The organism is Micromonospora sp. NPDC047762 (assembly GCF_043204655.1).
Taxonomy (GTDB): domain Bacteria; phylum Actinomycetota; class Actinomycetes; order Mycobacteriales; family Micromonosporaceae; genus Micromonospora.
The window spans coordinates 318,505-333,161 of sequence record NZ_JBIDCQ010000004.1; the positions used below are offsets into that span (position 1 = coordinate 318,505).

Consider the following 14,657-nt stretch of genomic DNA (forward strand, 5'->3'; position numbering starts at 1 on the left):
GCCGACGGCAGGCACGGTCAGCAGTGGCGCGTCGGTGCCAGCCCACTGGAGATCGAGTAGTCGCCGGCGGCGCGGATTCGCACCTCGGTCCACCCGTCCGCGCCCGGTCGCAGACAGCCGTCCGGGCCGCTCAGTGTGAGCCAGCGCGACCAGCGCACCCGGACCGGCACGTCCCCGGGCGTGGCGGTCAGCCGGACCGCGCCGCGGTCGGCGGTGACGAGTCGACCCGGGGCACCGACCAGCGGGGTCGGATCGACCACGGCGTACATCCGCCAGGTCGGGTCACGCCAGACCTCCCGCAGGTACGGCAGGCCACCACGGATCAGCGCGGCCTCGTCGCGGCCCCACCGGTCGGCGGGTGCGTCCGGGGCGAGCACCACGTAGCTCACCGCCTCGTGCCGTAGCCACTTCTCGTACGTCTGCGCGCTCAGGCTGCCGTCGTAGAACAGCGCGTTGCGGTCGCTGTCGACCTGGCGTTCCCAACCCCGGGCCAGTGGCACGGTCGGCGGAAGGTACGCGGACTCCCAGTGGTCGCGCAGCGGCACCACCTCGACCCGCCCGGCCGGCTGCCGCCTGTCGAGTTCGGCGACGAGCGGTTGGTAGAAACTTTCGGCGCTCTCCGGGGCGCCGGCCCGGGTCACGTCGCTGATCATCACCGGCGACTGCCACCACACGGTCGCGGCGAGCAACCCGGCCAGCCACGGCCCCGGCAGGGCGGCGTACCCGGCCAGCACGGGCAGGGCGAACAGCATCGGCAGTCGCAGCGCGTTGGAACCGATCGGGCTGGGCACGTAGTACGCCCCGATCAGCAGCAGCACGGTGAGCGCCGCGCCAACGCGCAGCACCCGGCGGCGACGCGGCAGCACGACCGCCACCAGCACCGCGAGCGCGACGTTGATGCGCATCGACTCGGCCGAGTACGGCTGGGTGCCGCCGTTGCCGAAGACGAACGCCATCGGGGCGAGCGTGACGGCGGGCGCCACTGCCAGGACGAACCCCTCGGCCAGTGGTCGGTCGGCCCGCCAGCCTCCGGGAAGCCGGCGGCCCGGCCCGTCACCGGTGCGCAGGGCGCTGAGCAGCAGCGCCGCGCCGGCCAGCCCGGTGAACAGGCCGGCGACCGGGCTGGCCGCCGTCGCCAGGGCGGCGCAGACGGCGGCGAGCGTCAGCCGGAGCCAGCGCGGTGGGCGTTCCGCGCTGACCGCGCAGAGCGCCAGCAGCCCGAACGCCAGCCCGACCGCGAAGGTGATCCGACCGCTGGCCAGGTTGCCGACCAGCACCACCGCGCCGAGGACGCCGGCCAGCAGCGGTCGGCGGGCCCGGTTGCGGGTGAACAGCCAACCCAGCGCGCCCGCGCCGACCACGGCGGCGACCGCCCCCAGCGGACGCACCCCGATCAGGGTGCCCAACCTGGCCGTGAAGAGGCTGTAGCCGTACTGGTTGACGCCGCCGTACCAGCCGAAATCGACCGGCGCGGCCCCGTACCGCTCGGTGAACCCGGCACGCGCCACCTGGGCGGCGAGGTCGGTGCCCATCGGTGGAGCGAGGAGGAACGCGACGGCGAGCAGCAATGCCACCCCGGTCGCCGCCGCCCAGCCCGCGACGCTCCGCCCGGTCGCGGGCGGCGACGCGTCAGGCATCGAGGACCCGTTCGGCAGCGGCGCGGGAGCGGCGGCCGGTGCGCAGGTACTCGTCGAGGAACTCCCCCGGGTCGTCGCGGCCGAGCAGCCGGGCCACCCCGGCCAACTCCACCCCGTGCCGGGGCAGCTGGTCGCCGGCCCGACCCCGGACCAGCATCAACGCGTTGCGGACCTGCGCGGCCAGGGCCCAACCGGCGGCCATCTCCGCGGCGTCCGCCGGGTCGATCAGGCCGGCCCGCTCGGCCGCCGCGAGGGCGTCGAGGGTACGCGTGCCGCGCAGCTCCGGGATCGCGCCGGCGTGCCGGAGCTGGACGAGTTGCACAGCCCACTCCACGTCGGCGAGCCCACCGCGACCCAGCTTGGTGTGGGTGGCCGGGTCGGCGCCACGAGGCAGCCGTTCGGTCTCCACCCGGGCCTTGATCCGCCGGATCTCGACGACCTGCTCGCGGGTCAGCCCGTCGGCCGGGTAGCGCACCGGCTCGATCATCGCCTCGAACTCGGTGCCCAGGTCGGCATCGCCGCAGACGAACCGGGCGCGCAGCAGTGCCTGCGCCTCCCACACCCGCGACCAGCGGGCGTAGTACGCGGCGTACGCGGCGAGGCTGCGGACCAGCGGGCCCTGGCGGCCCTCCGGACGCAGGTCGGCGTCGACGCCCAGCGGCGGGTCGGGGGCGGGTACGCCGAGCAGCCGGCGCAGCTCCTCGGCGACGGCGTGCGCGGCCGCGCTGGCGGCGCTCTCGCTGGTGCCCGGGGGCGGGTCGTAGACGAAGAGCACGTCGGCGTCGGAGAGGTAGTTCGACTCGTACCCGCCGAGCCGGCCCATGCCGATCACCGCGAACCGCAGCCCCGCCGGTGCCGGTTGGCTGGCCCGAGCGGCCCGCAGCGCGGCGGCCAGGGTGGCGTCGGTGACGTCGGCGAGCGCCGTACCCACCTCGGTGATGTCGGACAGTTTGCGGGCGGGCCGGTTCGCGCCGTCCGCCCGGGTGGGGCTGGGCGCGAGCGCGCCGGCCCGGCAGAGCAGATCGGCGCAGGCCACCCGGACCAGTTCGCGACGTCGCAGCGCGCGCACCGCGCTGGTGGCCTCGACCGGATCGGTGTGCCGGGCCGCCGCCGCCAGGAACCCCTCCCGCAGTACCTCGGACGCGCGGGGCGCCAGCTCGTTCTCCTCGGCCAGCAGCCGCAGCGCCTCCGGGTCGCGGGCGAGCAGGTCGGCGACGTACCGGGACAGTGCGAGGACCCGGGCCAGCCGACGGGCGACCGGGCCGCCGTCGCGCAGCAGCCGCAGATACCAGGGGGTGCTGCCCAGCTTGTCGGAGACCTTGCGGTAGTTGAGCAGCCCCCGGTCCGGCTCCGGCGCGTCGGCGAACTCGCTGAGCAGCACCGGCAGCAGTGTGCGCTGGATGGCCGCCGTACGGCTCACCCCGCCGGTGAGCGCCTGGAGGTGGCGCAACGCCCCGGCCGGGTCGGCGAAGCCGAGGATCTCCAGGCGGTTCCTGGCCGCCTCCGGGGTGAGCCGCAACCCGTCGGCCGGAACCCGGGCCACCGACTCCAGCAGCGGCCGGTAGAGCAGTTTGGCGTGCAGTCGGCGTACCTCGGTGGCGTGGGTGACCCACTCGGCCCGGAAGCTCTCCACGGCGCTGCGCCCCGGCGCGGCCGTGAAACCCAGCGCGGCGGCGAGCCAGCGCAGCGCGCCCGGCTCGGCGGGCACCGTGTGCGTACGACGCAGGCCCTGGAGTTGCAGCCGGTGCTCGACGCCGCGCAGGAAGCGGTAGCCGCGCAGCAGGGCCTCGCCGTCGGCCCGACCGACGTAGCCGCCGGCGACGAGCGCGCGCAACGCCGGGATGGTGCCGGGCGGACGCAGCGTCTCGTCGCCGCGACCGTGCACGAGTTGCAGCAACTGGACGGCGAACTCGATGTCGCGCAGCCCGCCCGGACCGCGCTTGATCTCGCGCTCCAGCTCCTTCGGCGGGATGTGGTCGATGATCCGGCGGCGCATGGCGCGGACGTCCTCGACCGCCTCGGGCCGCTCGGCAGCCCGCCAGACCAGCGGCGCGAGCTGGTCGATCCACTCCTGGGCCAGCGGCAGGTCCCCGGCGGCCGGGCGGGCCTTGAGCAGCGCCTGGAACTCCCAGGTGCGCGCCCACCGCCGGTAGTAGGCCAGGTGGCTGGCGAGGGTCCGCACCAGCGGGCCGCGGCTGCCCTCGGGCCGCAGCGCGGCGTCCACCGGCCAGGCGACCAGCCCGCAGATGGAGATCAACCGGGTCGCCACCTGGGTCGCGGCGGGCAGGTCGGCGTCCTCGGCGGCCACGAAGATGACGTCCACGTCGGAGACGTAGTTCAGTTCGCCGCCGCCGCACTTGCCCATCGCCACGACCGCGAGTCGGGGCCGCTCGGTCCCCTCCGCCAGCTCCGCGACCGCGATCTCGTACGCCGCGGACAGCGTCGCGTCGGCCAGCGCGGAGAGCGCGGCCATGGTCTGCTCCAGGCCGCGACCGCCGGTCAGGTCGGCCGCCGCGATCCGCAACAACGCCAGGCGGTACGCGGTCCGCAGCGCCGCCACCGGGTTACCGCCGTCGGCCGGCTCCAGCCGCCCCTCGGCGACCGGGGCGAGCCCGTCCGCTGCGGTCCGCAGCGCCCGGTAGTGCTCGGGGTGGGCCACCAGGTGGTCGCCGAGCGCCGCCGACGCGCCGAGCACCGCGATCAGCCGCCGCCGCAGTCCGGGATCGGCGTGCACGTCCGCGAGCAGCGGTGATTCGGTGCCGCCTGCGGTGGTACTGGCCTCGGCGCCACCTGCGGGCGGGCGGCGGTCGGCGCGGCCTGCGGTGCGGCCCTCGGCGCTGCCTGCGAGTGTGCGGCCCTCGGCCTCCACGATGCGGTGCAGTTGGCGCAGCGCCAGGTCCGGGTCGGCGGCCCGGGACAGCGCGGAGAGCAGCTCCGCTGCGGTCTCGTCGACCGGCTCCTGCTCGACCGGCCGCCACAGTCGCAGCCCCTCCGGGCCGAGCAGGTCCGCGGCGCGCGCGCCACCATCGCCTTCGGCGGTGCCGAAGCCGTACCGGGCCAGTCGGCCCGACGCCCTGGTCGGCCGGCTCATCAGTGCCCGAGCAGCGGCAGGCCGCGCCGCGTCGTGCTGTCGTCCAACTCGCCGAGGGCCAGCGCGGCGAACCGGGCGGCGAACGGCTGCCAGACCTCCTCGACGTCGGCCAGCACCGAGGCGCAGGCCGCGACGACCAGCTCCGGGTCGTAGCCCAGCTCGGCGAGTTGGACCGAGTCGGTGGCCCAGTCGGCGATCATCGCGGCGTCGCACTCGATGTGGAACTGCAACCCCCACGCCCGGTCACCGAGGCGGAACGCCTGATGCGGGTAGCGGGTGGAGGCGGCCAGCAGGGTAGCGCCCCGAGGCAGCTCGGTGATCTCGTCGGCGTGCCACTGGAGCACGTCCGGGATCAGCGGCACGTACCGGAACAGCGGGTCGTTCTCGGCGGCGTCGCGCCGCCCGACCACGCCGGGGCCGATCTCCGGCCCGGACGGGCTGCGCTCCACCAACCCGGCGTGTGCGGTGGCGAGCAGCTGCGCGCCCAGGCAGACCGCCAGGGTCGGCACCCGGTACCGGACCGCCTTGCGCAGCAGGCCCTCCACGGCGGGAAACCAGGGCGCGCCGGGCGAGCCGTCCGGCAACGGGTACGCCTGTTGGTCGCCGCCGAGCACCACCAGCGCCGCGTACCCCTCCAGGTCGGCGGGGAGTTCGTCGCCGGCGTGCGGACGCACCACCCACAGCTCCAGCCCAGCCTCGGTCAGCCACTCACCCAGCCGGCGCGCGTCGTCCGTCGGGTCGTTCTCGATCACCAGCGCGGTTGCCACCCGTCGAGGCTAGCCGGTACGCCGCACGGCATCACGCCCCGGCACGGGCCGCGCGGCCGGGTGGCGTTCCCGCCTCGGCCGGGTCGTTAGGCTCTGCGGTTGTGATCAGCGAGGACACCGCCGCCGTACGCCCGCCCGTGCTGCGCCCGGGTGACACGGTGCTGCTGGTGTCGCCGTCCGGGCCGACCTCGCCGGAGCGGGTGGCCAGGGGCATGGAACTGCTCACCGGCTGGGGCCTGCGCCCGGTGCCGGCACCGAACGCGTACGCGCGCCACGGCTATCTCGCCGGCACCGACGACCTGCGTGCCGCCGACCTGAACGCGGCCTTCGCCGACCCTGACGTCCGCGGGGTGATCTGCACCCGCGGCGGCTACGGGGCCCAACGGATCGTGGACGCCATCGACATGGCCGCCGTCCGCCGCGACCCGAAGGTGGTGGCCGGCTTCTCAGACATCACCGCGTTGCAGTTCGCACTGTGGCGGGGCGCCCGCCTGGTCGGGGTGCACGGCCCCGGGGCGGCCTGGCGCGACGAGCGGACGCCGCTGCGCTCCGCCGAATCCCTGCACGCGGCGCTGATGACCACCGAACCGGTGTCGATCACCGCGGTGCCCACCGAGGAGACCTTCGGCGTACGCGTCCCGGGTCGCGCCACCGGCACCCTGCTCGGCGGCAACCTGTGCATGATCGCCGCGTCGATCGGCACGCCCGACCTGCCCGACCTGACCGGTGCGGTGCTGTTGATCGAGGACGTGCAGGAACCCCCGTACAAGGTCGACCGGATGCTCACCCACCTGCGCCGGGCCGGCGCGTTGGACGGACTGGCCGGGGTGGCGGTCGGACAGTTCACCGACTGCGGCGACGGGTGGGACACCACAATCGTCGACGTGCTCACCGAACGCCTCGGCGATCTGGGCGTGCCGGTCCTCGGCGGCCTTCCCATCGGCCACGGCCCCAACCAACTCACAGTCCCCATCGGCACCGAGGCAACCCTCGACACCACCACAGCCACCCTCACCGCAACCCCCGCAGTCCACTAACCCCGGCGGTGCTCGCGCCCAGCCCGGCCCGGTGATCAAGAGGTTTGCGTCATGTTCGGGGCGGATCCTGACGCAAATCTCTTGATCACCGGGGTTGGGTCAGAGGGGTAGGTGGGCTACTGCTCCGATTTCCAGGGCGGCCCAGATGCCGGTGGGGGTGCGGGTGATGCCGTGCGGTTCGGCGTTGGGGGTGGGTAGGGCGTAGCCCTCGAACCTTCCGGTGGGATCAAGGTGACCGATCCGGTTGGCACCCCACTCGGTGAACCACACGCCGCCGTCCGGGTCGCCCACGATCGCGTGCGGGCGGGCCGCCCGGTCCGGCAGCGGAAACTCGACGATCTCGCCATCCGGGTCGAGGCGACCGAGCTGACCGGCGGCGATCTCCACGAACCAGATGGCGCCGTCAACGCCCACGGTGATGCCGACCGGGCCCGCCTTCACTGTGGGCAGCGGATGCAGCGTCACCCTGCCGTCGAGATCGATCCGGCCGATAGCGTTCCCCTGGTTGAGGGTGAACCAGAGAGCCTGGTCCGCGCCAGCAGTGATCATCGAGGCGAACCCGCCGGTCACCGGCAGCGGGAATGCGGTGTGGCTGCCGTCGGTCCCCACCCGGCCGATGGTGTCGGAGGTCATCCCGGCGTACCAGAGCGCGCCATCAGGCCCAGCCGCGATGCCGCCCGGCCCGGTGCCGGCCGGCAGGGCGATGGTGCGCTGCTCACCGTCGACGGTGATCCGACCGATCCGGTCGTCCCCTGAGCGGGTGAACCAGAGCGCCCCGTCCGACCCTGCCGTGATGATCAACGGACGACCGCCGGCCGGATCCAGCGGGCAGGTCCGGACCGCGCCGTCGGGCGACAACCGGGCGATGCCACCGGCATGGGCCAACGTAAGCCACAACGCGCCGTCCGGGCCAGGCGTGATGCCGTACGGCCCGGCGTCCGGCCCGACAAGTGGAATCTCCCGAATCTCGACGGTCATGCCGCAGTGTCCTTTCCGTCGGTGGATCGTCCACCCTGACCGCTCGGCCAGCGACCACACAACCGATTTCGCCCACCGCCGCCCGGGATTATCAGCTCGCTGACAGGGTCGCCACGGCTTCCGCCCAGACGGCCCGGTCACTGTCGGTGATGACAGCGCAGGATGACCGAACCTCTGGAGGACAGCATGTCCCGCACCATCCGCAGGAAGCACCTGCTGGCCGGCCTGGCCACCGCCGGCGTCCTCGGCGTCGGGATCGCGGCCCCGACGATCGCGTTCGCCGCCGACACACCGACACCGACACCGAGCGCCAGCACCGCCCCGGCTCCCGACGCGGCGCCAGGTGCGAAGGCCGACCGGCAGGGCCAGTTCGCCGAGGAGCTCGCCAAGGAGCTTGGCGTGCCCACCGACAAGGTTACCGCCGCACTGGAGAAGATCCGCGAACAGCACCGGCCGGCCGACCGACCGCAGCGCCCGTCCGCCGAGGACCGTCAGGCCGCACTCAAGCAGCGCCTGGACCAGGCGGTCAAGGACGGCAAGCTCACCCAGGAGCAGGCCGACGCCATCACCAAGGCCGTCGAGGCCGGCGTCTTCCCCGGCCCCGGCGGCCACCGCGGCATGGGCGGCCACCACGGCGCTGGTACGCCCGGCAAGTAGCCCGAAGGGCCCGGCCCCGGCAGCCATCAGCAGGCCGGGGCCGGGCTCGGTACGCCACGGGCAGGCCGGTCCGGCCCCGGGCCGCCTGTCCGGTCCGGTCCGGCCCGGTCCGGCCTGTCGTGCCCGGCCCAGCCTGTCGTGCCCGGCCCCGGATCGGGCCCGTCGCAGCTTGATCCACTCGGTTTCCGTGATGTCGCGGTGTCCCGTGCGCTCGGACACCCCGACATCAGGAATCCGAGTCGATCACGCGCGTGGGTGCTGCCCGGCTGGCCCGGCCATCGCACCCGCTCAGGGCGACGGCCTCAGGGCCAAGCCCCCGGGACCAAGCGACCCGGGACCAGCCCAACCCGGGACCAAGCCAACCCGGGCCAGCCCCACCCGAGGGCCAGACCCACCGGAGGGCCAGCCCAACCCGGGACCAAGCCAACCCGGGCCAACCCCACCCGGGGGCCAACCCCACCCGAGGGCCAACCCCACCCGGGGCCAGACCCACCCGAGGGCCAGGCCATCCCCGGGGACAAGGCCAACCCCGGGCATCAGCGGGACTTGAAGGGGTCAGGGCTGCGGGGGCGGGGGCGTGAACACGCCCAGGTGGTTGCCGGCCGGGTCGAGTAGGTGGGCCAACCGGAGACCGCTCGGTGCCGTACGCGCTGGTACCAGGACCCGGCCGCCGGCAGCTTCGGCCTGTCGGCAGGTCTCTGCCACGTCGGCGACTTCGGCATAGAACACCGCGTAGTTCGGCGACGTTCCGTCGGTCGCCCGGATCGCCCCGCCGATCCCGGTGTCCCCGCCGGCCCCGGTCACGCGGTAGGACCCACCGTTGGGCGAGCCCTGCTCCTCGAAGGTCCAGCCGAACAGCTCTCCGTAGAACCGCTCCGCGTCCTCGGGCCGGTCGGTGCCGATCTCGAACCAGGTGATGGGCGTGGTGGACCTGGACATCTACTGCCTCCAGAATATTTCGTGCCGGCCGCTCGGCCGTCGTCTGGAGCAGTCTCAGGGCCGTTGGCGACAGCGTCCTGTCGGTGTTTCCGGATCAACCGGCGGGTTTCTCGGTGACGAGACCCAGCCCGCCGCGCCGCGGACGGGTCTCGGATCAGGCCGTCGAGCCGAGCCCGCTTCAGACCTTGCCGAAGCGCCGAGCCCGTTCCAGACCAGGCCGCCGAGCGCCGAGCCCGTTCCAGACCAGGCCGCCGAGCGCCGAGCCCGCTTCAGACCAGACTCAGCGGGCGGACCCGCTCGTGCGGGATGTCGAGATCCGTCAGGCGTAGCTCCCGGGCCACCACGTCGGGCAGCGCCCACACGCTCAGGATCCGGTCGGTACGGAAGCACCGCAGCTCGTCGCGCAGACGGCACCAGGCGACCAGGTACCAGTGTCGGGAGTTACCGAGGTAGCCGAGTGGCTCGACGTCACGGGTCGAGTCGGCGCCGCCACGGTCGGCGTACCGGATGCGCAGCACCCGCCGCGCGGTGACCGCGTCGGCGACGGTGGCCGGGACGGGCGCGGCCGGCCCGTCGCCGATCAGGTGCACCCGGTCGGCGAGGCGGTGTGCCTCGGCGGCATCGGCGGCCGGCAGCACCGCCACCAGCTTGCGCAGCGCGGTGGCGGCCGGCCCGGCGAACGGCGAGCCGGCAAGCCGGTGCAGCGCCACGGCCATCGCCACCGCCTCGGCGGCGGTCAGGTTGACCGGCGGCAGGGTGCGGGCGCGGTCCAGGACGTAGCCGCCGGTGCGCCCGGGCTCAGCCCAGATCGGCACCCCGGCCTCCTGCAACGCGCCGAGGTCCCGTTCGATGGTCCGGCTGCTCACCTCGAAACGCGCGGCCAGCCAGCGGGCGCTGCGCGGCCGTGGTGACACCGCCCGCAGCTCCTCGACCAGCGCGTAGAGGCGATCGGTGCGGTTCATACCCGGCACGCTACGGCCGAGGTACGACGCCCTGCGTCGACCGCCCACAGCCGCGAGCGGCCCACCGGCCAGAGATCTTGGACACTTTCCGTCAGGTCATGACGGAAAGTGTCCAAGATCTGCACGCCCACCCACAGACGCCGGCCCACGAACGCCCCACCCACAGACGCCGGCCCACGCACGCCCGGCCACGGACGACCGGCCACGGACGAGCGGCCACGGACGAGCGGCCGCCCGCCAACGACCGGCCATGGACGCCCGCCCACGGACGAGCGGCCGACTGCCAACGACCCCGGCCACGGACCACCTCACGGGCGCCCACCCACGGACGCCCAGCGGCCCACCAACGACCGGCCACGCACGACGGCCACGCACGACCAGCCACGCACGACCGGCCGCCAACGACCGGCCACGCACGACCGGCCGCGCACGACGGAACGCAGGCGCACCGCCCGCGTGGTGACGCAGGAAGTGGCCGTCAGGCGATGCAGGCGCAGACGATCAGCGCGGCCCCGAAGTGGGTGGCGGCGCTGACCCGGGCAGCCGGGTGCGGCTCGGGCGAGCAGATGACCTCGCCGAGCTTGCCGGGGGTGAGCAGGTCCAGCACCACGAAGGCCAGCGCCATGATCGCCAACCCGACCAGTCCGAAGACCACGGTGGAGGCGATCCCCTTGCCGAAGTCGCTGTAGCTGGTCAGGATCGCGGTGAAGACGATCCCGGCGATGCCGAGCTGGTTGGCGGCGAGCAGCAACCCCGCGTTGGCGTTGCGCTCGACCCAGATCAGGTCTCGCAGCCGGCCCGGGGTGAGCAGGTCGACGAGCCCGAAGCCGGCGGCCATGAGGCCGACGCCGACGATCCCGAAAACGACGCTCTGCCAGGCACCGCTGAACAGATCCTCCAGCACCGACTTGCCTCCCGACTCTCCGCCCGGAGGGGTACCGGCGCGGTGATCGAGACGATAGCGGCAGCGCGCAACGGCGTCAGCCCCTGCGTCTACAGGGCCAGGTAGCGCTGCCGCTCGTACGGGGTGACCTCACGGCGGTACTGCTCCCACTCGGCCCGCTTGTTGCGTAGGAAGAAGTCGAAGACGTGCTCGCCGAGCACCTCGGCGACCAGCTCGGACTCCGCCATCACGTCGATCGCCTCGGCGAGGTTCTCCGGCAGCGCCTCGTAGCCCATGGCACGCCGCTCGGCGCTGGTCAGCGACCAGACGTCGTCCTCGGCGCCCGGTGGCAGCTCGTATCCCTCCTCGATGCCCTTCAGGCCGGCGCCGAGCAGCACCGCGAAGGCGAGGTACGGGTTGGTCGCCGAGTCCAGCGAGCGGACCTCGACCCGGGCCGAGTTGGGCTTGCCGTACGCGGGAACCCGGACCAGCGCGGACCGGTTGAGGTGACCCCAGCAGACGTACGCCGGGCTCTCGGTGATCCGGTCGGGCAGGTGCTGCGGGAAGAGCCGCTTGTACGAGTTGACCCACTGGTTGGTGACAGCCGTGTACTCCCGGGCGTGCACCAGCAGGCCGGCGATGAACGACTTCGCCACCTTGGACAGCTTCATCGGGTCGCCGCTGTCGTGGAAGGCGTTGCGCTCCCCCTCGAACAGCGACAGGTGGGTGTGCATCCCGCTTCCCGGCTGGTCGGTGAACGGCTTCGGCATGAAGCTGGCCTGCACACCGGTGGAGAGCGCGACCTCCTTGACCACGTGCCGGAAGGTCATGATGTTGTCGGCGGTGGTGAGCGCGTCGGCGTACCGCAGGTCGATCTCCTGCTGGCCGGGTGCGACCTCGTGGTGGCTGAACTCGACCGAGATGCCGATGCGTTCCAGCGCGAGTACGCCCTGACGGCGGAAGTCCCGGGCCACGGCGTGGGTGGTGTGCTCGAAGTAGCCGCCGGTGTCGACCGGGGTGGGCACAGTGCCGTCCTGCGGACCGTTCTCGAGCAGGAAGAACTCGATCTCGGGGTGGGTGTAGAAGGTGAAGCCCTTCTCGGCCGCCTTCGACAGCGCGCGGCGCAGCACGTGCCGGGGGTCGGCCCAGGACGGCCCGCCGTCGGGCAGCAGGATGTCGCAGAACATCCGGGCGCTCTCGCCGCTGACCCCGCCTTCGAAGGGGAAGACCTGGAAGGTGGTCGGGTCGGGCATGGCAACCATGTCCGATTCGAAGACCCGGGCGAAGCCCTCGATCGCCGAGCCGTCGAAGCCGATGCCTTCCTCGAAGGCCGCCTCGAGCTCGGCGGGTGCCACCGAAACGCTCTTGAGCGTGCCCAGAACGTCGGTGAACCACAGCCGGACGAACCGGATGTCCCGCTCTTCCAGCGTGCGGAGGACGAACTCCTGCTGACGGTCCACTTCCCCAACCCCTCGCGACACTCTTTTGTCCGCCTTGGCCGGGCTGAACCCGACCTGATCGCCCAGTGTTCCCGGGCCTGGTTACGCAGACGTTACGCGAACTGCCGCCGGCCGTCCCCTCGTGTCCCGCCGGGCGAGCGCGGGGCCCACCCCTGCCGCCACGACGGCCGAACCACCACCGACGGCCGAACCACCACCGAGGGCCGCCACGACGGCCGAGCACCTGCCGCCGCGGCCTCGCGGGCGCCCGTCGCGGCGGGTGGCGGCCGTCTCGTCGGAGGGTACGGACTGTCGCGGCGAGGCTGGGGCAAGATGAAGGCATGCCCACCCTGCGTCTCGCCCTTTCCCAGGTCAACCCGAGCGTCGGCGACCTCGCCGGAAACGCCGATCTGGTCCGCAGTTGGACTCGCCAGGCCGCCGACGCCGGTGCCCAGCTGGTGCTTTTCCCGGAGATGATGCTGACCGGGTACCCGGTCGAGGACCTGGTCTTCCGGCGTTCCTTCGTCGCCGCGTCCCGGGCCGCCGTAGAGCGGCTGGCCGCCGACCTGGCCGCCGACGGTCTCGGCGAGTTGCCGGTCGTTGTCGGCTACCTGGACGCCGACGGTCCGCCGCAGGTCAGCGGGGACGCCGAGCCGGGCCGGGGCGCCCGCAACGCCGCCGCGCTGCTGCACCGGGGTGCCGTCGTCGCCCGCTACTTCAAGCACCACCTGCCCAACTACGGGGTCTTCGACGAGGACCGTTACTTCGTCCCCGGCGACACTCTGACCGTGGTGCGGATCGGGGGCGTGGACGTTGCGCTGACCATCTGCGAGGACCTGTGGCAGGCCGGCGGTCCGTTCGCCGCCGCCCGGCAGGCCGGCGTCGGCCTGGTCGTCAACATCAACGGCTCGCCGTACGAGCTGAACAAGGACGACTTCCGGCTCCCGCTGGTCCGCCGCCGGGCCGCCGAGGCGGGCGCCACCGTCGCGTACGTCAACATGATCGGCGGGCAGGACGAGCTGGTCTTCGAGGGCGACTCGATGATCGTGACCGCCGACGGCGAGCTGCTCACCCGCGCACCGCAGTTCGTCGAACACCTACTCGTGCACGACGTCGAGCTGCCAGCCGCCACCGCCGCGACGACCACGGAGACCGTCGCGGACGGCATGCGCATCGTGCACAGCACGCTGGACGGCGTTCCGGCCACGCCGACCGGTCCGGCCGCCACCGGCGGTGTGATCGAGCCGGTGGCCGACGAGGCCGAGGTGTGGCAGGCCCTGGTGCTCGGCCTGCGGGACTACGTCAACAAGAACCGGTTCCCGTCGGTGGTGCTCGGTCTCTCCGGCGGCATCGACTCGGCGGTGGTGGCCGCGTTGGCCGTCGACGCCCTCGGGCCGGACCGGGTGGTCGGGGTGTCGCTGCCCAGCCAGCACTCCTCCGAGCACTCACGCGAGGACGCGGCCGACCTGGCCAAGCGCACCGGCCTGGACTACCGCGTCGAGCCGATCCAGCCGATGGTGGACGGCTTCCTGGCCAACCTGTCGCTGTCCGGTGTGGCAGTGGAGAACCTCCAGGCCCGGGTCCGTGGCGTGATCCTGATGGCGCTGTCGAACCAGGAGGGCCACCTGGTGCTGACCACCGGCAACAAGAGCGAGCTGGCGGTCGGCTACTCCACCCTGTACGGCGACTCGGTGGGCGGCTTCAACCCGGTCAAGGACGTCTGGAAGACGCTGATCTGGCGGCTGGCGAAGTGGCGCAACACGGACGCGGCTCGGCGCGGTGAGACGGCCCCGATCCCGGAGAACTCGATCGGCAAGCCACCGAGCGCCGAGCTGAGCCCGGGCCAGCTCGACAGCGACAGCCTGCCCGACTACGACGTCCTGGACCCGATCCTGATCGGCTACGTCGACGGCGATCTCGGCCGCGACGGGCTGATCGAGTCGGGTCACGACCCGGCCGTGGTGGACAGGGTGCTGCGGCTGGTGGATACCGCCGAGTACAAGCGACGGCAGTCCGCGCCGGGCACGAAGATCTCCATGAAGGCGTTCGGCCGGGACCGCCGTCTGCCGATCACCAATCGGTGGCGCGAGCACGGCTGAGCCGTACCCCTGGGGGTGCCGGGTCGGTGGCGCGGCCCGGCGCCGCCGCGCGGTGGCCGCGCGGCGCGGACCCGGGTGGCCGGCTGGGGTGGCCTCGCGCTGGTGGAGTGACATCTTGCACTGGGCCCTGCCGTCAGCCCGTCTCGCGGTGCGACGATCGCGACGGAA

The 14,657-nt window shown here is 73.3% G+C and carries 11 protein-coding genes; 3 read left to right on the plus strand and 8 right to left on the minus strand.

What is annotated here, in order from left to right; genetic code table 11:
• Nucleotides 1–17 precede the first annotated feature (17 nt).
• The 3 genes from ACGF3C_RS15420 to ACGF3C_RS15430 are packed head-to-tail and all read right to left on the minus strand — an operon-like array spanning nt 18 to nt 5,495.
• Complete coding sequence (locus ACGF3C_RS15420) at nt 18–1,637, minus strand: hypothetical protein (RefSeq protein ID WP_393222318.1); 1,620 nt, start codon at nt 1,635–1,637, stop codon at nt 18–20.
• Nucleotides 1,630–4,728 (minus strand): bifunctional [glutamine synthetase] adenylyltransferase/[glutamine synthetase]-adenylyl-L-tyrosine phosphorylase, encoded by a 3,099-nt coding sequence (locus ACGF3C_RS15425; RefSeq protein WP_393222321.1) that lies wholly within the window; start codon nt 4,726–4,728, stop codon nt 1,630–1,632. The genes ACGF3C_RS15420 and ACGF3C_RS15425 overlap by 8 nt, the downstream gene beginning before the upstream one ends.
• Nucleotides 4,728–5,495: a type 1 glutamine amidotransferase gene (locus tag ACGF3C_RS15430; RefSeq protein WP_357234081.1), complete on the minus strand. Its 768-nt coding sequence runs from the start codon at nt 5,493–5,495 to the stop codon at nt 4,728–4,730. The genes ACGF3C_RS15425 and ACGF3C_RS15430 overlap by 1 nt, the downstream gene beginning before the upstream one ends.
• A gap of 101 nt (nt 5,496–5,596) precedes the next feature.
• Here ACGF3C_RS15430 and ACGF3C_RS15435 point away from each other — a divergent pair, with 101 nt between their 5' ends.
• Entirely contained in the window at nt 5,597–6,532 is a 936-nt protein-coding gene (locus ACGF3C_RS15435) for an LD-carboxypeptidase (protein WP_393222325.1), read from the plus strand.
• Nucleotides 6,533–6,631: 99 nt separating this feature from the next.
• Here ACGF3C_RS15435 and ACGF3C_RS15440 read toward each other — a convergent pair whose 3' ends face one another.
• Entirely contained in the window at nt 6,632–7,510 is an 879-nt protein-coding gene (locus tag ACGF3C_RS15440) for a virginiamycin B lyase (protein ID WP_393222328.1), read from the minus strand.
• Between the two features lie 186 nt (nt 7,511–7,696).
• Between ACGF3C_RS15440 and ACGF3C_RS15445 the strand changes: the two genes are divergently transcribed.
• Nucleotides 7,697–8,167, plus strand: coding sequence for a hypothetical protein (locus ACGF3C_RS15445; protein ID WP_393222856.1), 471 nt, complete (start codon nt 7,697–7,699; stop codon nt 8,165–8,167).
• A 555-nt stretch (nt 8,168–8,722) separates the two neighbouring features.
• On the opposite strand, the gene ACGF3C_RS15450 is transcribed toward ACGF3C_RS15445, so the two are convergent.
• The 4 genes from ACGF3C_RS15450 to glnA all read right to left on the minus strand — a co-directional run bounded on the left by ACGF3C_RS15450 (nt 8,723) and on the right by glnA (nt 12,411).
• Nucleotides 8,723–9,106: a VOC family protein gene (locus ACGF3C_RS15450; RefSeq protein ID WP_357207162.1), complete on the minus strand. Its 384-nt coding sequence runs from the start codon at nt 9,104–9,106 to the stop codon at nt 8,723–8,725.
• 269 nt (nt 9,107–9,375) lie between these two features.
• Nucleotides 9,376–10,068, minus strand: coding sequence for a WYL domain-containing protein (locus ACGF3C_RS15455; protein ID WP_357233068.1), 693 nt, complete (start codon nt 10,066–10,068; stop codon nt 9,376–9,378).
• A gap of 478 nt (nt 10,069–10,546) precedes the next feature.
• Entirely contained in the window at nt 10,547–10,972 is a 426-nt protein-coding gene (locus tag ACGF3C_RS15460) for a DUF350 domain-containing protein (RefSeq protein WP_355008888.1), read from the minus strand.
• A gap of 89 nt (nt 10,973–11,061) precedes the next feature.
• The gene (gene glnA, locus ACGF3C_RS15465; RefSeq protein ID WP_355008887.1) at nt 11,062–12,411 is read right to left on the minus strand and encodes a type I glutamate--ammonia ligase; all 1,350 of its coding nucleotides are present in this window, start codon (nt 12,409–12,411) and stop codon (nt 11,062–11,064) included.
• Between the two features lie 320 nt (nt 12,412–12,731).
• On the opposite strand from glnA, the gene ACGF3C_RS15470 reads away from it, so the two are divergent.
• Entirely contained in the window at nt 12,732–14,489 is a 1,758-nt protein-coding gene (locus ACGF3C_RS15470) for an NAD+ synthase (RefSeq protein ID WP_357234639.1), read from the plus strand.
• The last annotated feature ends 168 nt before the right edge of the window (nt 14,490–14,657 follow it).

Bases quoted from the DNA above. Each gene is read 5' to 3' on its own strand.
- ACGF3C_RS15420 (WP_393222318.1), bottom strand. From the start codon at position 1,637: ATGCCTGACGCGTCGCCGCCCGCGACCGGGCGGAGCGTCGCGGGCTGG.
- ACGF3C_RS15425 (WP_393222321.1), bottom strand. From the start codon at position 4,728: ATGAGCCGGCCGACCAGGGCGTCGGGCCGACTGGCCCGGTACGGCTTC.
- ACGF3C_RS15440 (WP_393222328.1), bottom strand. From the start codon at position 7,510: ATGACCGTCGAGATTCGGGAGATTCCACTTGTCGGGCCGGACGCCGGG.
- ACGF3C_RS15445 (WP_393222856.1), top strand. From the start codon at position 7,697: ATGTCCCGCACCATCCGCAGGAAGCACCTGCTGGCCGGCCTGGCCACC.
- ACGF3C_RS15450 (WP_357207162.1), bottom strand. From the start codon at position 9,106: ATGTCCAGGTCCACCACGCCCATCACCTGGTTCGAGATCGGCACCGAC.
- ACGF3C_RS15455 (WP_357233068.1), bottom strand. From the start codon at position 10,068: ATGAACCGCACCGATCGCCTCTACGCGCTGGTCGAGGAGCTGCGGGCG.
- ACGF3C_RS15470 (WP_357234639.1), top strand. From the start codon at position 12,732: ATGCCCACCCTGCGTCTCGCCCTTTCCCAGGTCAACCCGAGCGTCGGC.